This window comes from Nitrobacter sp. TKz-YC01, assembly GCF_047824785.1.
Taxonomy (GTDB): Bacteria; Pseudomonadota; Alphaproteobacteria; order Rhizobiales; family Xanthobacteraceae; genus Nitrobacter.
On the sequence record NZ_CP181167.1, the window covers coordinates 24193 to 48436 of the forward strand.

Annotated in this window: 15 protein-coding genes, 1 tRNA gene and 5 pseudogenes; 11 read left to right on the forward strand and 10 right to left on the reverse strand. The window is 63.9% G+C overall.

The window, feature by feature from the left end; genetic code table 11:
- Window positions 1-34: 34 nt before the first annotated feature.
- Together istB and ACMYR2_RS00090 are read right to left on the reverse strand one after the other, a co-directional pair.
- Window positions 35-898, reverse strand: a complete 864-nt coding sequence (gene istB / locus ACMYR2_RS00085; RefSeq protein ID WP_416193319.1) for an IS21-like element helper ATPase IstB — start codon at window positions 896-898, stop codon at window positions 35-37.
- A pseudogene (locus ACMYR2_RS00090) lies at window positions 898-1599 on the reverse strand (Mu transposase domain-containing protein); the annotation flags it as partial. The pseudogene ACMYR2_RS00090 and the gene istB, both read right to left, overlap by 1 nt.
- Window positions 1600-1965: 366 nt before the next feature.
- Between ACMYR2_RS00090 and ACMYR2_RS00095 the strand changes: the two are divergent.
- The 6 genes and pseudogenes from ACMYR2_RS00095 to ACMYR2_RS00120 form a co-directional block, all read left to right on the forward strand.
- Entirely contained in the window at window positions 1966-2205 is a 240-nt protein-coding gene (locus ACMYR2_RS00095) for a hypothetical protein (RefSeq protein ID WP_416193458.1), read from the forward strand.
- Between the two features lie 231 nt (window positions 2206-2436).
- The gene (locus ACMYR2_RS00100) at window positions 2437-3843 is read left to right on the forward strand and encodes a hypothetical protein (protein WP_416193459.1); all 1407 of its coding nucleotides are present in this window, start codon (window positions 2437-2439) and stop codon (window positions 3841-3843) included.
- A gap of 30 nt (window positions 3844-3873) precedes the next feature.
- Entirely contained in the window at window positions 3874-4614 is a 741-nt protein-coding gene (locus ACMYR2_RS00105; RefSeq protein WP_416193460.1) for a class I SAM-dependent methyltransferase, read from the forward strand.
- A 432-nt stretch (window positions 4615-5046) separates the two neighbouring features.
- Window positions 5047-6156, forward strand: a pseudogene (locus tag ACMYR2_RS00110) (IS701 family transposase); the annotation flags it as partial.
- Window positions 6156-7305, forward strand: a pseudogene (gene istA / locus ACMYR2_RS00115) (IS21 family transposase); the annotation flags it as partial. The pseudogenes ACMYR2_RS00110 and istA, both read left to right, overlap by 1 nt.
- Window positions 7295-7702 (forward strand): annotated as a pseudogene (locus ACMYR2_RS00120) (ATP-binding protein); the annotation flags it as partial. The pseudogenes istA and ACMYR2_RS00120, both read left to right, overlap by 11 nt.
- Here the strand turns inward: ACMYR2_RS00120 and ACMYR2_RS00125 are convergent.
- The 3 genes and pseudogenes from ACMYR2_RS00125 to ACMYR2_RS00135 form a co-directional block, all read right to left on the reverse strand.
- A pseudogene (locus ACMYR2_RS00125) lies at window positions 7684-7926 on the reverse strand (IS21 family transposase); the annotation flags it as partial. The pseudogenes ACMYR2_RS00120 and ACMYR2_RS00125 overlap by 19 nt on opposite strands.
- Window positions 7927-8018: 92 nt before the next feature.
- Window positions 8019-8540: a hypothetical protein gene (locus ACMYR2_RS00130; protein WP_416193461.1), complete on the reverse strand. Its 522-nt coding sequence runs from the start codon at window positions 8538-8540 to the stop codon at window positions 8019-8021.
- Between the two features lie 162 nt (window positions 8541-8702).
- Window positions 8703-8789 (reverse strand) — tRNA-Leu (locus ACMYR2_RS00135).
- Window positions 8790-9026: 237 nt separating this feature from the next.
- Between ACMYR2_RS00135 and ACMYR2_RS00140 the strand changes: the two genes are divergently transcribed.
- A complete protein-coding gene (locus tag ACMYR2_RS00140) occupies window positions 9027-9995 on the forward strand; it encodes a complex I NDUFA9 subunit family protein (protein ID WP_416193462.1) in 969 nt (322 codons plus the stop codon).
- Between the two features lie 19 nt (window positions 9996-10014).
- Here ACMYR2_RS00140 and ACMYR2_RS00145 read toward each other — a convergent pair whose 3' ends face one another.
- Complete coding sequence (locus ACMYR2_RS00145) at window positions 10015-10821, reverse strand: undecaprenyl-diphosphate phosphatase (RefSeq protein WP_347264047.1); 807 nt, start codon at window positions 10819-10821, stop codon at window positions 10015-10017.
- Between the two features lie 263 nt (window positions 10822-11084).
- Here ACMYR2_RS00145 and ACMYR2_RS00150 point away from each other — a divergent pair, with 263 nt between their 5' ends.
- On the forward strand, window positions 11085-11777 hold the full coding sequence (locus ACMYR2_RS00150; protein WP_347264048.1) for a glutathione S-transferase family protein: 693 nt from the start codon (window positions 11085-11087) through the stop codon (window positions 11775-11777).
- 58 nt (window positions 11778-11835) lie between these two features.
- Here ACMYR2_RS00150 and panE read toward each other — a convergent pair whose 3' ends face one another.
- Window positions 11836-12756 carry a 2-dehydropantoate 2-reductase gene (panE, locus tag ACMYR2_RS00155; RefSeq protein ID WP_347264049.1) on the reverse strand — a complete coding sequence of 307 codons (921 nt, stop codon included), beginning with the start codon at window positions 12754-12756 and terminating at the stop codon, window positions 11836-11838.
- Between the two features lie 172 nt (window positions 12757-12928).
- Window positions 12929-14278, reverse strand: coding sequence for an MATE family efflux transporter (locus ACMYR2_RS00160; protein WP_347264050.1), 1350 nt, complete (start codon window positions 14276-14278; stop codon window positions 12929-12931).
- A 216-nt stretch (window positions 14279-14494) separates the two neighbouring features.
- On the opposite strand from ACMYR2_RS00160, the gene addB reads away from it, so the two are divergent.
- The 3 genes from addB (at window position 14495) to trxA (ending at window position 21684) form a co-directional block, all read left to right on the forward strand.
- On the forward strand, window positions 14495-17650 hold the full coding sequence (gene addB / locus ACMYR2_RS00165) for a double-strand break repair protein AddB (protein WP_416193463.1): 3156 nt from the start codon (window positions 14495-14497) through the stop codon (window positions 17648-17650).
- Entirely contained in the window at window positions 17611-21252 is a 3642-nt protein-coding gene (gene addA / locus ACMYR2_RS00170; protein ID WP_347264052.1) for a double-strand break repair helicase AddA, read from the forward strand. Before addB ends, addA begins: the two co-directional genes overlap by 40 nt.
- 111 nt (window positions 21253-21363) lie before the next feature.
- Window positions 21364-21684: a thioredoxin gene (gene trxA, locus ACMYR2_RS00175; protein ID WP_347264054.1), complete on the forward strand. Its 321-nt coding sequence runs from the start codon at window positions 21364-21366 to the stop codon at window positions 21682-21684.
- A gap of 107 nt (window positions 21685-21791) precedes the next feature.
- On the opposite strand, the gene ACMYR2_RS00180 is transcribed toward trxA, so the two are convergent.
- Together ACMYR2_RS00180 and accD are read right to left on the reverse strand one after the other, a co-directional pair.
- A complete protein-coding gene (locus tag ACMYR2_RS00180) occupies window positions 21792-23120 on the reverse strand; it encodes a folylpolyglutamate synthase/dihydrofolate synthase family protein (RefSeq protein WP_347264055.1) in 1329 nt (442 codons plus the stop codon).
- Complete coding sequence (gene accD / locus ACMYR2_RS00185; protein WP_347264056.1) at window positions 23117-24076, reverse strand: acetyl-CoA carboxylase, carboxyltransferase subunit beta; 960 nt, start codon at window positions 24074-24076, stop codon at window positions 23117-23119. The genes ACMYR2_RS00180 and accD overlap by 4 nt, the downstream gene beginning before the upstream one ends.
- Window positions 24077-24244 lie beyond the last annotated feature (168 nt).

The following is a 24244-nucleotide window of genomic DNA, read 5'->3' on the forward strand; positions in this document are numbered from 1 at the left end:
TAACGGAGCTCTCGTGCCCGAGCGCTGACCGCAATTACGCCATCGTTCGCAAATTTGACCCCGTATCGGCGTTCAATTTTGACGCCTTTGCGCGGCGTGGTTTGATAGCGCTCGACTCGTCGGAGCTGGCCGGGATTGCGGAGACGAGGCGAGCGCGGGTGGCGTGATCGTCGTCGCGGCTTTTGAATCGCCAGCTGTCGTTGCCGGTCTCGACAATGTCGCAGTGGTGGGTGAGCCGGTCGAGCAGCGCGGTTGTCATCTTGGCGTCGCCGAACACGCTTGGCCATTCGCCAAAGGCGAGATTGGTTGTGACGACGATGGACGTGCGCTCGTAGAGCCTGCTGACGAGATGGAACAGGAGCTGGCCGCCGGATTGAGCGAACGGCAGGTAGCCGAGTTCGTCGAGGACGATGAAGTCCATCCTGGTCAGATGCTCGGCGATACGACCTTGTCGTCCGTTGCGGGTCTCGATCTCGAGGCGGTTGACGAGGTCGACCACGTTGTAGAAGCGACCGCGGGCGCTGGAGCGGATGCAGCTTCTGGCGATTGCGATGGCCAGATGGGTCTTGCCGGTGCCGGTACCGCCGACGAGCACGGCGTTGCGTTGCTGGGCGATGAAGCCGCCGCCGGCGAGGTCGTTGACGAGCGTCTGGTTGATCGGCGTGCCGTCGAACTGGAAGTCGGCGAGATCCTTGGCCAGCGGCAGCTTGGCGATGGTGAGCTGGTACTTGATTGAGCGGGCCTGCTTCTCATTGATCTCGGCGTTGAGCAGGTCGCCGACAATGCGCTGGGGTTCATGCTGGCGCTTGATGGCGGTCGCCATGATCTCGTCGAAGGCAGCTTTCATGCCATAGAGCTTCAACTCACCCATGAGGTCGAACAGTTGAGTACGTTCCATCAGATGGTTCTCCTAAGGCTGTCATAACGGGCACAGTCGGCGATCGGCGCATGGCGCAGGATCAGCGCCGCGGGAGTGAGGATGTTGGCTGGTGGAGCGGGTTCGCGTTGACGGGCCAGGATGTTGAGCACGACGTCAGCGGAATGAACGCCATGAGCGATCGCCTCGGCGCAGGCTGCTTCAACGGCCGGCAGACCATCGGTCAGCACCGCATTGAGGATGTCGACCATCTGCCGGTTGCCATCGTCGGTGCTGGCGAGCCTGCGCCGGATCCGTTCGATCGCGGCCGGCAGCACCCAGTCCTTGAAGGGAGCGCCGTTACGCAAGGCGCCGGGCTTGCGCGCGAGCACCGGCACATAGTGCCAGGGATCGTAGGTCGTCTCGCCGCGTGCGAAGGATCGCGGATGCTCCGCCACGATCCGTCCATCCTGACGGATTACGATGCGGTCGGCCTAGGCCTGAACCTCGACCGGGCGTCCGACGGCGCTGGCCGCGACCGAGTATTTGTTATTGTCGAAGCGTACCAAACAGGTCTTGGAGACAGACGCCGGCACCGCGTGGAAGCCGTCGAACCGGCCGGCATAGGGAACGAGCTTGGGGCGCTCGGCTTCGAACACGTCCCAGATCGTCTGATCGGCCAGTTCCGGATGGCGATGCGCCTTGGCGTAAGTGATGCATTTGTCGAGCAGCCAGACGTTTAGCGAACGTGTCGTTGTCTCATCCACCAAACAAGTAGATGGAGAGCAAGAGTACACTTCCAATCCAGTGCAAGCCCGCCCGCGAGCAAAACACCCGTGCTCGCATGGCCGTGTAAGCGTTGGTCGCAGGCGGAACCGTGATTGATAGAGTCTGTCTTGCAGCAACGATATAGCTCTCAGCGAGTTCATCAGTAGTTGAGAGAGTGAGGTCGATATGCAGCGGTCGCATTGACTGATAGTAGGTATTGTCGCGGATCGCGATAGTTGCTGTATGGATAGGGTCCCTGCGCAAGGCGGGGGACGATCACGAAAGTCTGCGGATGCAGCAAGAGCGGCAGACAGGGCACCAGCAAAGCCCACCGACTTCAGATGAACATCGTGATCCGGGCTCAGGAGCTGGAAGTGGTTCAGATTCGATGCGCGGCAAAACCGGTGTTCGGACTGGAACCGCAAAGTAAAGTAGGGAGCGGTAGCCGGCCATTTATGTGCCCTTTGCGGCAGTGGATAGAAAGTTTTGCGATGCTCTGGGCAGTCCCACGACATGATTTACCTTTTAAAGGCATGAGACGGGCTTTCTACTCGATGTTTGCAAAAGGCATTCTGAAATAGCGCTGTTATCCCGGTCACCGCTATACGCAGAGCGGTTACGATTGGATGTCGCCGCCACATAAGCGCCTTCTGCTACTCTTTTAATGGTGTGCAGGTTCGTCTCGTGCAGCGCCACGCGCTCCGTCGGACAAGACTTAGAAACCTTCGTAAATCGGAGCGCAGATATCACACCCGCCCGGTCAATATCCGGATCTCGATCCGGTTATGATAGCTCTGGACCAAAGGAAAGCGATGAAATGGACAACCCCATACTGGTCAATACGTCTGTTTATTGTGGTTGCGACGGCAGTATCCTCGTTCTCTGCCACGGCGCAGGTGAGCAAAACCAGCCCTTCCGTCGAGGTGCCGTCAACTAAAGTCACGTTAGGTGCCATTCGGTGGGATAATTGGAGTCTCGACAGTCCCTATGGGCAGGTCCTGGCCGACCCTGGATTGCGAGAGCGCGTTCCATATTACACACAACGTCTACCCAATGGGAATCTGGGTTTTCCCGGAAACACCGAAAGAGCGCTGAATGCGGACGTGCATTATGCGAAGGCTGCGGGCTTGGATTATTTCATATTTGGCTATTATCTAGAGAGCGCTGCCTGGGAACGCGATCCCGGTCGTGCCGCAGCGCTCAATCGGGCGCTGACAAATTTTGTTCGCCTCCCGGATAAACTTGGCATCAAGTACGCTCTAAATTTTAATCTCTCGTTCCCTTCCCGCGACGTGCCGATGGTGAGTGCTGCAATCAGCAAAGCACTGCTTGGGTCCGATTACATGCGTACGAGCGACGGCTCTGCCCCGGTGTTTTTTTTGGTCAATACACTGGCTACGTGGTCAAAAGGTCTGGGGGGCGAGCAGGGCGCAAAAGCAGCACTGAACGATATAAGGGATCGTGTTAAGGCGACCACCGGCCGAGATCTTTATCTGGTTGCTTTACTCTTTAACTTGCCTGAAACAGGGCCAGTTGCTCACAGCCTGGGATTTGATGCGGTCAGTACATATGCGACCGCCCTTGGCGCGAATGGAAAATCTTTGCCCTACGCCAGTTGCGCCGCCCTTGCACGGAACGCATGGCAAGCTGCAGCCAAGGATGGCTCGGGAGGCTTCCTGCCAACCGTCACGCTTGGGTGGGATTATCGTCCGGCCTTGCGCGATGCTCAGGAAAAGAAAAATCGCAAGCCGAATCCTGATTGGTGTGAAGCTGCTACCGATGAGGAATGGACGCAGCAAATCCGCGATGCAATAAACGAGGCTGCCAACAATCCGCGCAACGATCGCTTCCGGAGCGTTGTGATATATGCCTGGAACGAAAGTTCCGAAGGTGGCTGGATTCAGCCAACACTGTCTGAAGGTGTGCGGCGGCTCGAAGTCATAGCCAACGCGGCGGGCCGACATCCGACAATTCCGCCTTTCAAGCTAGCGTGGCCGACCCGGATTGATCCGAAAACGTGTCCCGTTGGTTCGTCATCCATATCAACGACAACGGCAGGTGCTGGATGCAAATCAGCGAATGATTTAATGACGATGGCATGGCCATGCCCGCCAGGCATGCAGATTGCCGGCGAGGAATTGCGCCGGGACCCTTCAGAGGAAGGAGAAAAAATACCGATTATCTGGCAAGAGAGACTTTGTACTCCACAGAGCAGATGACAGCGGCGGTTCTATCGATTGGGGGGTCCAATGAATGAAGTCTGGAGTGATGAGAATACCTTCGTGATCAACGGCATGAAGTTCTGTCTGATCAGACAGAACTTCAATGACGCCAGGACGACAAAGGACTCCATCGCGCTCATCAAAAACCGCGGGATGATTGACCGATATAAAAGCCTGATTCGTGAGAACGCGGTCACCAGCATCCTGGAATTTGGTATCTTCGAAGGTGGCTCAGCTTTGCTCCTTGCCGCAATCGACGAGCGTGTCAAATTCGTTGGCATCGATATTAGACCTCCCAGCCCAGCGGTCCTTGGGCTAATACGGGATCATGGTCTGACGGACCGCATAAAATTATACTACAACACATCACAGGGCGACACAGCGCGTGTCCAGACAATCATTAAGACGGAGTTCCCCGGAAAACGAATAGATATGATTATCGACGATGCCTCTCATCAATACGAACTCTCTCGAGCAAGCTTTGAGGCATCCTTCCATTATCTCAAGAGTGAAGGTCTCTATCTCATAGAAGATTGGGCTTGGGCTCATTGGGAGGAACCCTATCAGACGCAGCTATGGGCTGATATGCCAGCACTCACCAACCTTATTTTTGAACTCACCATGCTCTGTGGAAGCAGACCTGATATCATATCAGAAATGAGTGTTCAAAAGGCGATCGCCATTTTTCGTAAGGGCGAACAGGAGGTCGGGAATTTCAGCCTGTCAAAACTTTACCGCCATCGCAACAGGTGGACCCCCGCACTGTGAGGATGCCATCTCTAGTGTGATGGAGTCGCTTGGCAGTGAGGATGACCTCAACGTCGCACAGCTGCGTGCTTCTGTGTCATTCAGCCGTACCGGCGACCCCGGAAGCGGTAAATTTAAGGATGCGGTTATGTTGCGGTCGTTTGGCGAAGTGCCGGATGATTTGAGCACCGCTTTAAACGGCGCGTGATGTGTTTTGCCCGCTGCCCTGATTCGTCCGTGCCATCACCAACACCCGAACAAGTTCGCAGTGCGGCTTCATCCGATCTCAGGTGAGTGAGCCGGGCTATAGATGCGTTCGGCAAGTTCGTGCAGGCATTCCACCGCCTGACTACGTTGAATCACAAATCAATCCAAATTAATAGGTCCTGAGCCTAGCATTACAGTCGTAATTTGTATTGCGCGCGTTAGCGAGTTCTGACTCGATTCATCACCATGATTCGACATCAATCATGGACGACGGGCGCGTCGATCGAAACGGTGCTGGAGTTGTGGGCGCTTTCGCTGCGGGACGTGAAGCGGCGGATACGCCCCTTGTTTGCGCAGGCGCGTACCGCTGCGAGCGCGGGCGCGTTCATTGACGGGCTGCTGAGCGAGGAGCAGCGCAAGACTGGCTGGATGCGAGCGGAAGCGGCAGGCGATCCCGGCCCGTGGCGCCAGCAGGAGCTTCTGGGCCGAGACCGCTGGGACGCAGACGAACTGCGCGATCTGGTGGGCGATTATGTGGTCGAGCATCTCGGCGATGAAGGCGCGGTGCTGGTCGTCGACGAGACCGGCTTTCTCAAGCAGGGCAAGGCGTCCTGCGGAGTGGCGCGACAATACACCGGTTCCGCCGGGAAGATCACGAATTGTCAGATCGGGGTGTTCGCGGCCTATGTGTCGCGTCACGGCCATGCCTTCATGGACCGCGCGCTCTATCTGCCGAAGAGCTGGACGGACGACCCGCGTCGTCTGAACGCCGCGCATGCGCCAGGCGATGTCGGCTTTTCCACGAAGCCGCAGCTTGCCGCGAAGATGATCGCGCGCGCCATTGCGGCGCGCGTCCCGTTCGCCTGGGTTGCGGGCGACAGCGTCTATGGCGTCGGCGACATCGAGCGGGATTTGCGCCGGGCTGGCAAAGGCTATGTGCTCGGCGTCGCCGCCAATCACTGGTTCGGATCCTGGAGCCGGAAGCGGTCGATCGGCGGCTCGGCGGAAGAAATCGCCAGAACCTTGAAGTCGGTCGACTGGCGACGCTTGTCGGCGGGTAGCGGAACCAAGGGGCCGCGCTGGCATGATTGGGCCTATCTCGAACTCGCCGATCTCGACGCTGGTGAGTTTAATGCGGAGCGCAGCGGCCCGTGGACGCGCGGCTTGCTGATCCGACGCCACATCGCCGACGGCGAACTCGCCTACTTCACCACCTGGTGTCCGGCCGGAACTTCCATCAAGCAGTTGGTCGCCGTTGAAGGACATCGCTGGGCGATCGAAGACAGCTTTGAGACCGCAAAGAACGAGTTCGGCCTCGATCACAATGAAACGCGGTCCTGGCACGGCTGGCATCGCCAGGCGAGGCCTTCCAGTTCGACTGGTCGGAGGACTGGGCGATCATCGGCGGTGAGCGGACCAAGCTGCAGGTCGCCCACTTCAAGCTCTCCTGCAGCCGCGCCTTCATCCTTGCGGGCCTATCCGCAGCAAACCCACGAGATGCTGTTCGACGCCCACAACCATGCCTTCCGGGTCTTCGGCGGCGTTCCGCAGCGGGGCATCTACGACAACATGCGCACCGCCGTCGACAAGGTCGGTCGGGGCAAGCAGCGCCAGGTCAACGCCCGCTTCTCGGCGATGGTCAGCCACTTCATGTTCGAGGCCGAGTTCTGCAATCCCGCATCAGGCTGGGAGAAAGGCCAGATCGAGAAGAACGTTCAGGACGCCAGGCATCGGCTCTGGCAGCCCATGCCGAACTTTGCATCGTTGGCGGCGCTCAACGACTGGCTTGAGAGACGATGCCGGGAGCTCTGGACCGAGATTCCGCATGGCGTCCGGCCCGGCTCCATCGCCGACGCATGGGCTGAAGAAGCCCCGCGCCTGATGGAGATGACCCGGCCCTTCGACGGCTTCGTCGAATACGTCAAGCGCGTCTCGCCGACCTGCCTCGTTCATCTGGAACGCAATCGCTACAGCGCGCCAGCTTCCTTCGCCAACCGGCCCGTCAGCCTGCGCGTCTATCCCGAGCGGATCGCCGTCGTCGCAGAGGGGCGGGTCATCTGCGAGCATCGACGCGTCTTCGCCCGCTCCCATAACCGTCAGAGCACGACGGTCTACGACTGGCGGCATTACCTCGCCGTCCTGCAGCGCAAGCCGGGAGCCCTGCGCAACGGCGCCCCCTTCGCCGAACTGCCGCCTGCGTTCCGCTCCCTGCAACAGCGCCTGCTCAAGACGCCCGGCGGCGATCGGGAGATGGTCGAGATCCTGGCCCTGGTCCTGCAGCATGACGAGCAGGCCGTGCTCGCCGCCGTCGAACTGGCCATCGAGGCGGGCGCGCCCACCAAGACCCATATCCTGAACCTGCTGCACCGCCTGGTGGACGGCAAACCGCTCGACCCGCCTGCCGTTCCGGCGCCCAAGGCCCTGACGCTGACGAGCGAGCCGCAGGCCGACGTCGAGCGATATGACGCCCTGCGTCAGACTGGGGAGGCGCGCCATGCGTCATAATCCCGCCAGCGGCGCCGTCGTCATCATGTTGCGCAGCCTCAAGATGCACGGCATGGCCCAGGCCGTCGCCGAGCTGACCGAGCAAGGCTCTCCCGCCTTCGAGGCGGCGCTGCCGGTCCTGTTGCAACTCCTCAAGGCGGAGACGGCTGACAGGGAGGTTCGCTCAACGGCTTACCAGCTCAAGGCGGCGCGCTTCCCAACCTACCGCGACCTGACCGGCTTCGACTTCGCCAGCAGCGAGGTCAACGAGGCGCTCGTGCGCCAGCTGCATCGCTGCGAGTTCCTCGAAGACGCTCACAACGTCGTCCTCGTGGGCGGCCCCGGTACAGGCAAGACGCATATCGCCACCGCGCTCGGCGTGCAGGCCATTGAGCATCATCGTAAGCGCGTCCGGTTCTTGCTCTCGTTTGCCACCAGCAACCGGTCAAGCTCGGCACTCCAAGGGCCCATCTTCGGCTGAGGCTGTGTCTCTCGCTCGTACCGAAACTCCGTCGATTGAGAACGGATGACCTTGCGAACCACCTTCCGCGACACGCCGAGTTCTCGGCAAATCGCCTTGATCGGACGACCATCAACAAAATAGGCGCGACGGATCTTGGCAATCGTCTCCACCACCAGCATTCCAACCTCGGCTTCCATGACTCGATGGAAGCCACTGTGGACCCTTGCCCCGGGGTCCCGATTGGATGCCGATTACCCCGAAAACAGGGTCCTTATTCCACGCCGAAACACAGATTGGCCTTCAGGAGCCGATTGCGGACCCCGTAGTTAAATAGCGTCTTGATGGCTGCCAGATGCCCGTCCCGCACGCTCGTGAGCCCACGGGCCAATAAGGCGTCTTTCCACACCACCACGTCGGCGACCGTGACGCGGCGGGGATCGTCATGGCCCAGGTGCCGCTGAAATTGAGCCACATAGCCCCACCACGTTGAAATGGTGCTCGGGGCCGGCTTCGCTTCCCGTTCCCAGCGCGTCCACAGCGCCTCAAAGGTGAGGGGTGTCTGTTCGTCGGGCGATGGTGCGGACACATCATCGCCCTGGGCTGGTTGCCCGGCACGAACAGCGCTGCACCACCGTTCAAATTGCGAGGCGACGGCCGCATGCCGCTCTTTTGCGAGGATCGCAATGGGCGTCCGCAATGAGAATGAGATTTCCGGTCGGACGGTGACGACTATCGGCTCGCCTTCTCCTCTGCCCGGAGGCAGGTGGAAGGTGACGCGTTGACCGAACGCCAAAGCGAGCACGTCGGCGGGGACACGCTTCCTGAATTGGTGATGCGACGATCTTCGCCGCTTAGTCGGTCTGGCAGTTCTGAGCGCCAATGTGCCTCACCCGTGTGCTACACTCGGGTGATTGAAGGCCGATTTGTGCTCGATTATCAGTTACTTACGAACCGATGGTGCCCAGGAAAGGACTCGAACCTTCACGGCCTTGCAGCCACTGGCACCTGAAGCCAGCGCGTCTACCAATTCCGCCACCTGGGCCCGGCCGGGTTAGTAGGCATCAGGCGCGCGCTTGTCAAATCCTATAGCGTTTTCGAGCGAAGCATGTCCTCGGGCTTGACCCGAGGATGGATACCGGTTCGCGTAAAGAAAACGCGTCAAAGAGGCTCTAGAAGCGTTGCTCGAATGGCGGGCTGGACGGCCCGCCGGTTGACGTGCCGCGGAACGGCGGAATATCCCTTCTTTCGACCTGATACCAACGCCTTTGAGGACCAGATCATGGCATCGAATTCGGACACGCTCGTCACGGTTTTCGGAGGCTCGGGCTTCCTCGGCCGATATGTGGTGCGCGCGCTCGCCAAGCGGGATTACCGCATCCGGGTCGGCGTCCGCCGCCCGGAACTGGCAGGGCACCTGCAGCCGCTCGGCAAGGTCGGCCAGATCCATGCCGTCCAGGTCAATCTGCGCCATCCGGCGTCGGTCCGCGCGGCCATGCGGGGATCCGACGTAGCCGTCAACCTGGTCGGCATCCTGACCAAGAGCGGCCGGCAGACGTTCGACGCCGTGGTGGCCAAAGGCGCCGCCACCGTCGCGGAGACGGCCGCGGCCGCCGGCACGCGCCTGGTGCACGTTTCGGCGATCGGCGCGGACCCGGCATCGGCATCCGCCTACGCCCGCGCCAAGGCCTCCGGAGAAAAGGCGGTCCTGGCTGCGGTGCCGTCCGCGACCATCCTGCGGCCGTCGGTGATGTTCGGCCCCGAAGACCAGTTCGCCAACCGGTTCGCCGCGCTCGCGCTGATGTCGCCCATGCTGCCGCTGATCGGCGGTGGCGCGACCAGAATGCAGCCGGTCTATGTCGGCGACGTCGCGGCCGCCGTGGCCGACGCGGTCGACGGCAGAACCAAAGCGGGCGCCGTCTATGAACTCGGCGGCCCCGACGTGCTCTCGATGCGCGAGATCATGCAGATCATCCTGCGCGTCATCGAACGCGAGCGAATGCTGGTGCCGCTGCCGTTCGCAATCGCGCGCCTCAAGGCGATGTTCCTGCAGTTCGCGCCGGGCCCTCTGAAACTGACGCCGGACCAGGTCGCGCTGCTCAGGACCGACAACGTCGTTTCCAACACGGCGACGGCCGCGGGCCTGACGCTGCAAGGATTGGGGATCGCGCCGGACTCGATGGAGGCTGTGGTGCCGCAATATCTCTGGCGCTTCCGCAAGGCCGGCCAGTTCGCAGCGAAGGGCGCGTGAGCTCGCGCCCCGTCAAACCCTATCGTCCCAGCGCCAGCGCGATCAGACCGAGGGTGCCGACAATCACCCGCCACCACGCGAAGAACGTGAAGCCGTTGCGCGTGACATAGCTCAGGAACGCCTTGACCACGATGATCGCCGTGACGAACGACACCACGAAACCGATCGCGATGATCCCGAGATCGTCGGTCGTCATGTCCGCGTGGTTCTTGTAGAAGTCATAGGCGAAGGCGCCGGTCATGGTGGGAATCGCGAGGAAGAACGAAAACTCAGCCGCCGCGCGCTTGTCGGCGCCGAGCAGCATCGCGGAGACAATGGTGGCGCCGGAGCGCGACACACCGGGAATCATCGCGACGCATTGCGCGATTCCAATCCAGACATACATCGGCAGCGGAAACGCCGTGGCGTCGTGTTCGCGCGGCCGGTGATCGAGCTGATCGACCCACATCAGCACCGCGCCGCCGACGATCAGCGAGAAGCATATCACCCACGGATTGAACAGAAGTTCCTTGATGTACTTGCCGGCGATCAGGCCGACGATCACCGCCGGCAGGAAGGCCGCGAGCACGCCGATGACGAAGCGCCGGTCCGCGGGATTGGAGAACATGCCGAGCGCGACCCGCCACAGTTTGGCAAAATAGATCACCACAATCGCCAGAATCGCGCCCGGCTGAATCAGCACTGTGAACGTGTCCCAGAAGTTTCCCGAACCGAGATCGAAGAAACGCTCCGCCAGCAGCAGATGGCCGGTTGAGGACACCGGCAGGAATTCGGTGACGCCCTCGATGACGCCGAGAATCACGGCTCTGATCGCATCGGAAATCATGAAAATAGCCTGCCCTGAGTTCTATTCGACTGCGAACGGTTGGTTCTTCTCGCTTATTCGCCGCAGAGCAGCAATGCCCAAAATACATGAATGCGCCGGGCGCGGCCTCAGATCCCGTTCGGATGCAGTTTCAGTAGGCTTCGCGCGCATGGAATGGAGGTGGCGGCGAAAGCGGATTCACCCGCCGCCCGACAGATCAGAAGCGATCGCCGTTAACGCTTCAGAGATACTTTCTTAAGCATCGCAAACCTATCAAGGGCGCCATGTTCACGCTGCTTCACCATCCATTCTGTCCGCAATCGCGCTTCATTCGCCTGATTCTCGGCGAGCATGGACTCGATGTCCGGCCGGTGGAAGAGCGGGTGTGGGAGCGGCGTGAGGCGTTCCTGAAACTCAATCCGGCCGGCACGACGCCGGTGCTGATCGCCGACGGCATCCCGGCGGTTCCAGGCGCCGCGATCATTGCGGACTATCTCGACGAGACCTATGGCGAACGCGTCGGCGAGCGCCGGCTGTTGCCGACCTCGATGCCCGAGCGCATCGAGGTGCGCCGTCTGATGGCGTGGTTCAACGAGAAGTTCTTCGAGGAGGTCTCCGGCCCGCTCGTGACCGAACGCATCTACAAGCGCTTCATGGCGGAGGAGATCGGCGGCGGTCCGCCGGAGACCGACGTGATGCGCGCCGCGCGGACGAACGTGCGCTATCACCTCGCCTATATCGGCTGGCTGGCGCGGACGCGCAACTATCTGGCCGGCGATCGGCTGACCTATGCCGATCTCGCCGCGGCGGCGCATCTGTCGGCGATCGATTATCTCGGCGACGTGCCATGGGCCGAGGACGAGGCGGCGAAGGCGTGGTATGCGCGGATCAAGTCGCGGCCATCATTCCGTCCGCTGCTGAGCGAATGGCTGGCGGGCGTGCCGGCGTCGCGCACCTATGTCGACCTGGACTTCTGAACACAGCGGGTCTGAACACGGCGGGTCTGAACGTGGTGGGCATCGCGCGCACCTCGCATCATCCTCGCCGGTTCTCATACGCCTTCAAATGCGTATGGATGGTGCGGAGCTTGGGTACCGGGAGCTTCGCGGCCTCGCCGCGAGCGATGAGATCGCCCATGATGTGGTCGGCTTCGACCCGCGCGCCGGTCTCGATGTCACGGAACATGGATGCGGTGAGCTGCGAGCCCGTCGCCGTCAGCATCGCGGTCGCGCCGCTCAGGAATTCTTCGCGCGGTGCGTGACCTGCCGCTTTCGCGATACCGGCCGCCTCGTCCAGTAAGGCCAGAATGAAATCGCGTCCGCCGGGCGCGGCGACGATCTGGCCGATGGATGCGCGCATCACGCAGGTCGCGCCGGCGAGCGTCGCCAGAAACACCCACTTCTCCCACATGCCCTGGATGATGGTTTCGGACGGCTGCGCGCCGCACCTTGCGCCGGCGAAGGCTTCGGCGATAGCCCGGACGCGCTCGCTCGCGCCGCCGTCGCGCTCGCCGAAGCGAAGCGAGTGCATCGGCGCGAGATGGACGACCTCGCGCTTCTCGTTGAGAGTGACCGCGAGCGAGCACAGGCCGCCGAGCACACGCTCGCGGCCGAACACGGCGTCGAGCGCCTCCAGGTGACGCATCCCGTTGAGCAGCGGGATGATCACCGTCGTCGGCCCCACCGCCCGCGCGAATGATGCGATTGCGTCTTCCAGATCGAACGCCTTGCAACTCAGCAGGACGAGGTCGAATGCCCCGCTCACGCCCTCGGCCTGGACTGTCGGCGGATTATCGAGCGTGAAGTCGCCGTGCGGACTCCTGACGACAAGACCGTCGCCTGCCAGTTCGGCCGCGCGTCTGGGGCGCACCAGGAAGGTCACATCCTGACCGGCCCGCAACAGCCTGCCGCCGAAATAGCCGCCGGTCGCACCGGCCCCGACGACGAGAATGCGCATCGATATGCTCCTTGTTCGGCGATGCCTCGGTCTTTCAACCTTCGCTTCTGATTGAACCAGACGCGACGCCGGGACTGTTGTTCTGGCGCGCTTTCCTCACGCGGACAGGTCATCCGCCTCGCGCGAAAGCACTCCGGCACAGGGCGCGCGCGGCAAGGCTCATCCTGCTTCATCAGATCAGCCGCCTGATCTCCTGCTTGCGCCAGACCATCAGATAGAACGCCATCTGCAACGCCATCATGGCGCAGAACGCGGCCGGATAGGCGATCCAGACGCCCTCCACCCCGATCTGGCGGCTGAGCACGATGGCGACCGGCACCTCAACCGCAACGATCGCGAGAATCGACAGCAGCGTCGGCACCACCACCGTGCCGCTCGCCCGCATGGTGGCGGCGAATACGCACGCCATGCCGAACGGGACCGTGCTCCAGAGCACGATGTACAGCAGCGTCTGCGCCAGTTCGAGCACCTCCGGGCTGGTGATGAACAGCCCGATGATGGTCCGTGAGAACAGGTAGCCAAGGGCGACCAGACCGCCAGTCAGCAACAGGTTGAGCCACATCGCGGTGCGCACGACCGGGCCGATCCGTTCGATCTCGCCCGCGCCGATCGCCTGCGCTGCGAAGATCGACGCGGTGATGGCGATCGAGATCGCCGGAAACTGCGCGTAGCCCAGCACCTGGTTGACGGCGCCATAGGCGGCGGTGGCGTCGGAGCCGAAGCCGTTGACGATCCCGAGCAGCACGATCTCGGCGAGTGACATCGCCACGAGCTGGACGGCGGTCGGAATCCCGATGCGCAGCACCTTGCCGAGCAGTTCGCGATCGAGCCGCATCGCGCGCAACAGCACCTTGTCGGGCGCCAGCGGATGGTTCATCCACCGCATGTGCAGCCCGAGCCACAGCAGCGTCACCACCGCCGAGATCGCGGACGCGATCGCCGCGCTGACCACGCCCAGTTGAGGCAAGCCGAACCATCCGCGGATAAGCGCCGGCGTCACGGCAAGTCCGATCGCTGTCGAGATCGCAAGCGCCCACAACGGCGTGACCGTGTCGCCGACGCCGCGCATCATTGCGGTGGCGAGCAGGAAGGTGAAGATCGCCGGCATGGTGATCATCATGATGCGGGCGTAGTCCGTCGCATCGTCGAGAATGTTGGGCGGCACGGCCAGCGCCATCATCAACTCGCGCGCGAACAGTCCCCCGCCGACCGCGATGACGCCGCCGCCAAGCAATGTCAGGGCAAGCGTGGTCCCCGCGATCGCCTTCGCCTTGGCGGCTTCGCGCGCGCCCCACGCCTGGCCGATCAGCATCGACGAACCCGCGCCGAGTCCGAGGATGAAAGAGAGAAAGAAAAACATCACCGGAAAGAAGATGGAGACGGCGGCGAGCGCGTCGACGCCGATCATCTGGCCGAGATAGATGCCGTTGACGGTTCCGAACAACGACTGGAGGACGTTGCTCAGCATCATCGGCATCAGGAAGAAGACATACGCCCGCCACAGCGGTTGCGCGGCCGTCATGATGGAATCCTTGTGGGAGCTTGATGCTTCGGCGCAGGCGGTCGTCCCGGCAGCCTATAGAGCATGATCCCGAAAAGCGGAAACCGGCTCGCGTGAAGAAAACGCGTCCAGGTGCTTAGTCCCGAGCTTTGATGGTGCATCCTTTTCGCACGATTTGAAGGAAACGCTATATCCTCCCCGTGTCATGATATGCCTGATCTCGAATCAGGATCTTTCATGCGCGTCCGCAACGTCCCCGCATCAATACCATTTCTGCGCACCGTCATCACCGCCCTGGTCGATGGCGAGCTGATCGAGGGATTCCGCCCGCGCGCGCGGCCCGAGCGGCTTGCCGAAGCCACGCTCTACCTGCCCACCCGGCGCGCCGGCCGCATGGCGCGCGATATCTTTCTCGAAGTGCTCGATACCGACGCCGTGATCCTGCCGCGCATCGTCACGCTCGGCGACATCGACGAAGACGAACTGGCCTTCGCCCAAGCCGTTCCGCTGTCGCGGGAAACGCTCGAACTGCCGCCGGCGCTCGGCGGCCTCGCGCGCCGTCTCGCGCTGGCGCAGCTTATCGACGCATGGGCGCGCCGGCTGAAGCCGGGTGAGCCGGAACGGGCGCCGCTGGTTCTCGGCGGCCCGGCCTCGACGCTGGCGCTTGCGGACGACCTCGCGCGACTGATGGACGACATGGCGACGCGCGGCGTGGACTGGCGGGCGCTCGACCGGCTGGTGCCCGAAGCGCTCGACCGCTACTGGCAGCTCACGCTCGATTTCCTGAAGATCGCGCGGGAGTACTGGCCGGCTCACCTTCAGGAAACCGGCCGGATCGAACCCGCGATGCGGCGCGATCGCCTGATCGAGGCCGAGGCCGCGCGTCTCGTCAACCATCATGCGGGACCGGTGATCGCGGCGGGCTCCACCGGCTCGATGCCATCGACCGCGAAACTGCTGCATGTCATCGCCGCGCTGCCGCAAGGCGCGGTCGTGCTGCCGGGACTCGACACCGGCCTCGACGAGGATGCGTGGCAACTGATCGGCGGCGTCAGGGATAGAACGAACGGCGCGTTCATCACGCCGCCCGCCGCCGGTCATCCGCAATTCGCGCTGCACGGCCTGCTCAAGCGCTTCGAGATCACACGATCCGAGGTGAAAGCACTCGGCGCACCCGCGCCGCACGGGCGCGAGATGCTGGCGTCTGAAGCAATGCGGCCGGCGGAGGCGACCGCGCAATGGCACACCCGGCTCGCCGAGCCCGAGGTCGCGGAGAAGATCGCGGCCGGGATGCAGAACCTCGCCGTGATCGCCGCCGCCAATCCGGAAATGGAGGCGCTCGGCATCGCCGTCGCCATGCGCGAGGCGCGCGACCTGAACAGGACCGCCGCGCTGGTGACGTTCGACCGCGCGCTGGCGCGGCGGGTGATGGCGGCGCTCGGCCGCTGGAATCTCGCCTTCGACGATTCGGGGGGCGATCCGCTGATGGACACGCTGGCGGGGATTTTCGCACGGCTGGCGGCCGAGACGGCGTGCAACGGTCTGGAGCCCCCGACCCTGCTGGCTTTGCTGAAGCACCCGCTGTGCCGGCTGGGACGCGTGGCCGGCGGCTGGTCGCGAGCGATCGCGACGCTGGAGCTCGCGGTCCTGCGCGGCACCCGGCCGCCGCCCGGCAGCAAGGGCCTCGCGGACGAATTCGCGCGCTTTTGCGGCGAGCGCGACAAGCTGGATCGCGGCGAAAGTTCTTCGCTGCATCGCAGCGAGCCTCGCGCGGCGCTGAAGCCGCATCACCTCGATGATGTCAGCGCTTTGATCGCGGCCCTGCGTGACGCGCTCGCGCCGCTCGAAGGCGATGGCGCATCGAGATCGGCGGACTTCACCGTCCTCGCCATGCAGCATCGCCAGGCTATCGACGCGTTGTCCTGTGACGACGAAGGCGTCGCCGCCGCATTCGACGGCCAGCATGGTTCTGCACTCGCCAGCGCGTTCGACGATCTGCGCGAGGCGGGCGAGCGCAGCGGCCTGACGGTCAGGATCGCGGACTATCCGGACACCTTCGAGGCGGCGTTCGGCGACCGCGTCGTGCGCCGCCCGCAGACGACGACGGCAAGCCTGCGCATCTACGGACCGCTCGAAGCGCGGCTCACCCAATGCGACCGCGTCATCCTCGGCGGGCTCACTGAAGGCGTCTGGCCGCCCGCGCCGCCGGCCGATCCCTGGCTCAGCCGGCCGATGCGGCACGAACTCGGGCTCGATCTTCCGGAACGGCGCATCGGATTGTCCGCGCACGATTTCACCCAACTGCTCGGCGCGGGCGACGTCATCCTCAGCCATGCCGCCAAGGCCGGGGGGTCGCCCGCGGTGGCGTCCCGCTTCCTGCACCGGCTCGAAGCCGTCGCGGGCGCGACACGCTGGACGGCTGCGATGAAGGCAGGCGCGCGATACATTCAGTATGCCGAAGCGCTCGACCGGCCCGACGAGGTCACGCCCATCGCGCAGCCCGCGCCGAAGCCGCCGCGCGCGGCGCGGCCGACGCGGCTGTCCGTGACCGCGATCGAGGACTGGCTGCGCGACCCCTACACCATCTACGCCAGACACATTCTGAAGCTCCTGCCGCTGGAGGCCGTCGATATGCCCTTGTCGGCGGCGGACCGCGGCTCGGCTATTCACGACGCGCTCGGTGATTTCACCAAGCTTTATCCGGCAAGCCTGCCCGACGATCCGGAAGGCGCGCTGCGCGCCATCGGCGAAAGCCGTTTCGCGCCGCTGATGCAGCGGCCGGAAGCGCGCGCGCTGTGGTGGCCACGCTTCCAGCGCATCGCAGCATGGTTCGCGGAATGGGAGCAGACGCGCCGGGCGCATCTGGTCAGGATCGACGCGGAGGTCAGCGGCGGAATCGAGATCCCGATCGACGGCGACCGCAACTTCACTCTGTCGGCGCGCGCCGACCGTATCGAACATCTCGGCGGCGGCCGCTTTGCCGTGCTCGACTACAAGACCGGCAGTCCTCCGAGCAGCAAACAGGTGCGGCTCGGCCTCTCGCCGCAGCTCACGCTGGAGTCCGCGATTCTGCGCAACGGCGGCTTCGCGGGCATTTCTCCCGGCGCATCGGTCAGCGAGCTGGTCTATGTCCGGCTCAGCGGCAACAACCCTGCCGGCGAATCGAGGCCGGTCGATCTCGATAGCGGCAGAACCGCAACCCAGTCCCCGGACGAGGCGGCCGATCGCGCTCTTGAGGAACTCACCGCGCTGATCCGCGCTTTCGACGACGAGCAGCAGGGCTACGCATCGCTCGACCTGCCGATGTGGAAGACCCGCTACGGGGTCTATGATGATCTCGCACGGATCAAGGAATGGTCGGCGGCCGGCGGGCCGGGGTCGGAGCAATCGTGAAAGCGCCCCGCCCCGTTCATCCCGACGCCAGCGCGCGCCAGCAGCGCGCGTCCGATCCGGCCGCATCGGTGTTCGTGTCAGCCAATGCGGGATCGGGCAAGACGCACGTTCTGGTGCAGCGCGTGATTCGTCTGTTGCTCAATAACGTCGACCCCGCACGCATCCTCTGCATCACCTTCACCAAGGCCGCCGCCGCGAACATGGCGGAGCGGGTGTTCTCGACGCTCGGGCGCTGGGTGACACTCGAGGATGAGGCGCTGGACGCGGCGCTGCGCGATGCCGGCATCGCGCAGCCGGACGCGAGGTGGCGCGAACAGGCGCGCAAGCTGTTCGCTTCCGCGCTGGAAACACCGGGCGGATTGAAGGTGCAGACCATCCACGCGCTCTGCACGCGGCTGCTGCAGCAGTTTCCGTTCGAGGCCGAGGTGCCGGCGCGCTTCACCGTGCTCGACGAGCGCGACCAGACCGAGATGATGGAGCGCGCGAGCATCCATGTCATGCTCGACGCCGCGGAGAATCCGGACAGTCCGGCCGGCCGCGCGCTGCGATACGCCATGGGCGCGGAGGCCGACACGACGCTGCGCGATGTCATCAGTCAGGCCTGCCTTCGCCGCGATCACGCCGTGGCGTGGACCGGGGATCGCGGCACCGGGCAAGCGGTCCGGGATGTCGCCGATGCGCTCGGCGTCGATCCGGACGAGCGCGTCGAGGACGTCGAGCGTGAGATGATCGACGGGCCGAACCTGCCGCGAAGCAAGTGGCTCGATACGGCGGCGCTGATCGCAACAGGCAGTTCGAATGACATCAAACAGTCCGAACGGCTGCGTGACGCCCATGCGGAAGCGGGCGACACCGCGCAGGCCGATCGCTATCTCGACGTCTTCCTGACAGGAGGCGGCAGCCCACGCAAATCCTTTGTCACGAAGAAGATAAGCGATGTCAGGCCCGACATCGCTGAAATGCTTGCCGATGAATGCCAGCGCGTGATCGCGCTGCTCGCACGCCGCCGCGCGATCAACATCCGCGACCGCACGCAATCCCTGCTCGTCATCGCCGCCGCGGTCGCCGCCCATTACGGGCGCGAGAAGCACGAGCGCGGCCTGCTCGACTATGACGACCTGATCGACAAGACGCTTCGGATGCTGGAGCAGACCTCGCCCGGCTGGGTCCACTACAAGCTCGATCGCGGCGTCGATCACGTGCTGATCGACGAGGCGCAGGATACCAGCCCGAAACAATGGGACATCGTCGAGCGCATCATCGCGGACTTCACCGCCGGCGAAGGCGCGCGCGAGGGCGTGCGCCGGACCGTGTTCGCGGTCGGCGACGAGAAGCAGTCGATCTTCTCGTTCCAGGGCGCGGCGCCGCGCGAATTCGACGAGCGGCGGCGCAAGCTGGAGATGAAGTTCACCGATGCAAAACTGCCGTTCCGCAAGGAGGATTTCATCTACTCGTTCCGGTCCGGCAAAGCGATCCTTGAATCGGTCGACCATGTGTTCCGCGATCCCGGGATCTATGCCAGCATCCACGCGGTCGGCGCTCACCCCGTGCACGAATCGCTGGCGGACGCAGCACCCGGCATCGTCGATCTCTGGAATCTGGAAGAGCGGGACCCGCGCGAGGAGATCGAGGGCTGGCGCGCGCCATTCGATGCGGTCACCGCGACCAGCCCCGAGGTCAAGCTGGCGCGACGCATCCGCAACGAAATCAGGACGCTGATCGCGCAAGGCGCCATGACCGGGCATCTGGGCAACCGTCGCCCGCTCGGCCACGGCGATATCCTGGTGCTGGTGCGGCGGCGCGGCAGCGCGTTCAACGCCGTCATCCAGGCGCTGAAGCAGTCCGGCATTCCGGTGGCCGGCGCGGATCGTCTTAAACTCACCGAGCACATCGCGATCATCGACCTGATGAACCTTACGGATGCGCTGCTGCTGCCGCGTGACGATCTGGCGCTGGCGGTGGCGCTGAAAAGCCCGCTGTTCGGCCTCGACGACGACGACCTGTTCAAGCTGGCGTGGCAGCGCAAGGGCTCGCTGCGCGACGCGCTCGCCGGGCACGCGACAGCCAGCGACAAATTCCGCGACGCCTTCGAACGCCTGAAGCGGTGCGAAAGCCGAGCCGCGCGCGACACGCCGTTCGCGTTCTTTGCGTGGCTTCTCGGCGAGGAAGGCGGGCGGCGGCGAATCCTGCGCCGGCTCGGCCATGAAGCCAATGATGCGCTCGACGAGTTCCTTGAACTGGCGCTGGCCTATGAGCGCAAGGCCCCCGCGTCGCTGCAAGGCTTCATGGCGTGGCTGCGCGCCGCCGATACCGAGGTGAAGCGCGACATGGAAATCTCGCGCGACGAGGTCCGCGTGATGACCGTGCACGGCGCGAAGGGGCTGGAGGCCTCGGTGGTGTTTCTCGCCGACACCTCGACATCGCCGGCCGACACCGAGCGTCTCAGCCTGATCCGCATGGCGCGCGGCAATGCGCCCGCAGGCCATGCCGGCGTGACGATCTGGGCCGGGAGTAAAGCTGAAGATCCGCCTTGCGTGGCACAGGCGCGCGCGGCCATGACCGCGGAAACCGAGCACGAATATCGCCGCCTGCTTTACGTCGCGATGACCCGCGCGGCCGACCGCCTGATCGTCGGCGGCTGCAAGCCGGGCAATGTCAACAAGGTGCGGGAATTGTCCTGGTACGACCTGATCGAGAAAGGCCTGGGCAATTCCGGCCTTGCGATGCAGGCGTTCGAAACCGAGACCGGGAAGGTCAGGCGTTTCACCCGGCCAGATCACGATGATCCTGGATCGAATCGATCCAGGATCATGAACGTGATCGATTCCAATATTTTAGAGCGGGATGCGGGCGGAAAACCGCTGCACACTTTTCCTCATCCCGCTCTAGAGGAAGCCGAACCGGATGCCGCAAGCCCGGTGCCGACGGCGTCCCCCGGCGCTACCCCGATCGCGCTGCCGCCCTGGCTGCATCTTACGGCCGCGCCGGAAGCGCCCGCGAGCCGATCGCTACAGCCGTCGGATGCCGACGAGGCCGCGCATCATCGCTTGCGGGCCGGCGTCGCCCGGGATCAGCGCCACCGGGCGCGGCTTCGCGGCACGCTGGCGCATCGCCTGCTGCAGTCCCTGCCCGAGGTGCCACAGGATCGCCGCCGGGAGACCGCGCTGTCCTATCTTGCGCGCAACGCGAGCGGCTGGGGCGAGGCCGAGCGCGACCTGCTGGCGGCGCAGGTCGTGGCGCTGCTCGATGATGCGAGGTTCGCCGCCATTTTCGCGGATGGCAGCCGGGCCGAGGTGGCGATCGCCGGGCGGCTGACGACGCGGCGGGGCGATCCCCTGCTGGTCTCGGGCCAGATCGACCGGCTCGTGATCACCCCCACCGGGATTCTGGTTGTCGACTACAAGACCAGCCTCGCGCCCGCGAACCTGGCCGGCGTTCCGCCCCCCTATATCCGCCAGCTCGCGCTCTATCGCGCGGTGCTCGCTAGCCTGTACCCGGAACTGCCTGTCAAGGCGGCGCTGCTCTGGACCGAGACGCCTGAAATGATTGAGGTTTCCGTCTCGGCGATGGATGCCGCCCTGGAAGCCATCATCACGATGTAAGAACCTTGACGTGTGAGAAACCTTGACCCGGGAAGATCGTCTTCCTAACTACATTCGCAGTTTCAAGCGCATTCTTTCGTAGCGCATCTCATCGATACAACGAGGTATTCCATGGCTGTTGGCAAGGTTTCGGACGCCAATTTCGAAGCGGAAGTGCTCAAGGCGACTGGCCCGGTCGTGGTTGATTTCTGGGCGGAGTGGTGCGGCCCCTGCCGCATGATCGGCCCGGTGCTGGACGAAATTTCCAGCGCCATGGGCAGCAAGGTCAAGATCGTGAAGCTGAACGTCGACGAGAGCCCGAGGACGGCCTCGAAATACGGCGTGATGTCGATCCCCACGCTGATGATCTTCAAGAACGGCGAGCTGGCCTCACGTCAGGTCGGCGCGGCGCCGAAGCAGAAACTGGAGCAGTGGATCACCGCCACGGTCTGATCCTTCCGCATTGAGTTTCAAGCGGCCGGCGTCCGTTCGCCGGCCGTTTTGTTTGGGTCGGCAGATGTCGTGTCTTTCCTTCTTCCCTTGCGGGAGAGGGAAAAGAACTAACTCGGCGGCGTGCCGTTCTCCGCCAGCACGTGGCCCGCCAGATATAGCGATCCCGTGATCAGAATGCGCGGCGGAATTTCGTAGGCGAGACGCGCGACCGATCGCAGCGCGGCGGCGACGCTCACAGCGGTTTCGGCGCGCATGTCGAGCGCGCGCACCGCTTCGGCCAGCACCTCCGGCGGCATCGCGTTCTCCATGCCGGGGATCGGCACGGCAATGACATGTCGCGTCAGGCCGGCGAAGTTGGCGAGAAAGCCTTGCGCGTTCTTGTTGCCCATCATGCCTGTTATCACCACCAGCGGCCGTGACACCCGCTCCTCCAGATCGCCGAGCGCCGCCGCCGCGACCCGCCCGCCATCGGCATTGTGCCCGCCGTCGAGCCAGAGTTCGGCCTCACGCGGCGCCTGATCCACGATCCGGCCCGATGTCAGCCGCTGCATTCGCGCCGGCCATTCCGCGCCGGTCACGCCGCGCTCGAACGCCGCCGCCTCGATGGGGAAGCGATCCTGCGCCCGCAGCGTCGCGATCGCGAGGCCCGCATTGTCGAACTGATGCCGGCCGAACAGCCGGGGCGCGGCGAGGTCGAGCAGACCGCTGTCGTCCTGATAGACCAATCGTCCGTGTTCAGCGTGGACATGCCAGTGCTGGCCAGCCGCGTGCAGCGGACTGCGCATCCGCTTCGCCCGCTGCTCGATCACAGCCTGCGCTTCGGGCAACTGCTCCGCGCAGATGACAGGCACGCCGGGCTTGATGATGCCGGCTTTCTCGCCGGCGATCTGCGCCAGCGAGCCGCCCAGAAATTCGACATGATCGATGCCGACGGGCGTGATGACGCTCGCCAGCGGCGTCTCAACCACGTTGGTGCTGTCGAGCCGGCCGCCGAGGCCGACCTCGAGCAGCAGCACGTCGGCGGGATTTCGCGCGAACAGCAGCAAGGCCGCCGCGGTCTTTATTTCGAAAAGGGTCAGCGGCTCGCCGCCATTGGCGCGCTCGCAGTCAAGCAGCGCGGCGCGCAGGGCGTCGTCGGCAACGAGCGTTCCGGCCAGCCGCATGCATTCGTTGATTCTCACCAGATAGGGCGAGATAAAGACATGCACGCGCAAACCGGCGGCCTCGAGAATCGCGCGCAGATAGGCAACGGTGGAGCCCTTGCCGTTGGTGCCGGCGACATGAATGACCGGCGGCAGCCTGCGCTCGGGATGATCAAGCCGCTCGAGGATGCGCCACATCCGGCCGAGCGTAAGGTCGATCCTTTTCGGATGCAGCTTCGATATCCGCTCGACAACCTCGTCGAGCGGGCTTTGCCGGGGCGAAACAGCGCTCACGCCGGAGGCGCGGCAGGCGCCGCCGGTGGAGCTTCCTGAGCGGCGGCGGGCTCGTCCGGCTCATCCGGCGGAACGGAAACAGGCGGTTCCGGCTCCGCCTCGATCATTTCCGGCGCCCTGGTCAGCAGCCGGCACACCCGCGCCAGCGTCGGCCGCAATTCGTGGCGATGCACCACCATGTCGATCATGCCGTGATCGCGCAAATACTCGGCCCGCTGAAAACCGTCCGGCAGTTTCTCGCGGATTGTCTGCTCGATGACGCGGGCTCCCGCGAAGCCGATCAGCGCGCCGGGCTCTGCGATCTGAACGTCCCCGAGCATCGCATAGGAGGCCGTAACGCCGCCGGTGGTCGGATTCGTCAGCACCACGATATAGGGCTGCCTGGCCTCGCGCAGCATCTGCACCGCCACGGTGGTGCGGGGCAGCTGCATCAGCGACAGCACGCCTTCCTGCATCCGCGCGCCGCCCGACGCCGCGAACACGATGAAGGGGCATCGTTTCTCGACCGCGAGTTCGAGCCCCCGCACGATCGCCTCGCCCGCCGCCATGCCGAGCGAGCCGCCCATGAAATCGAAATCCTGCACCGCAACCACGACGGCGGAGCCTTCCAGCTTGCCGAACCCGACCTTCACGGAATCATGGAGCCCGGTTTTGGCGCGCGCGTCCCTGATGCGGTCGACATACTTGCGCTCGTCACGGAATTTCAGCGGATCGGCCGTCACCTCCGGCAACGCCACATCATACCATGTCTCGTTGTCGAAGATCGATTTCAGCCGCGCATCGGCGCTCATGCGCATGTGGTAGTTCGAGCCTGGGATGACGAACTGGTTGCTCTCGACGTCCTTGTAGAACACGAGCTGCCCGGTGTCGGGGCACTTGATCCAGAGATTATCCGGCGTTTCCCGCTTGAGGATATTGCGGATTTTCGGCCGGACGACATTGGTCAACCAGTTCATCGAACACGCTCCATAACCGGACCGACGATCAAACCCTCTCCCCTAGCCTGAGAGGATGGCGAGCGCCGGGCGAAGCACGGTGCAAGCCGGGTGAGAGGTTTTTAAGGCGACAGGGGTCAGCACAAAGACCCCTCACCCGCCTCGCCGCATAGATGCGGTTCGGCACCC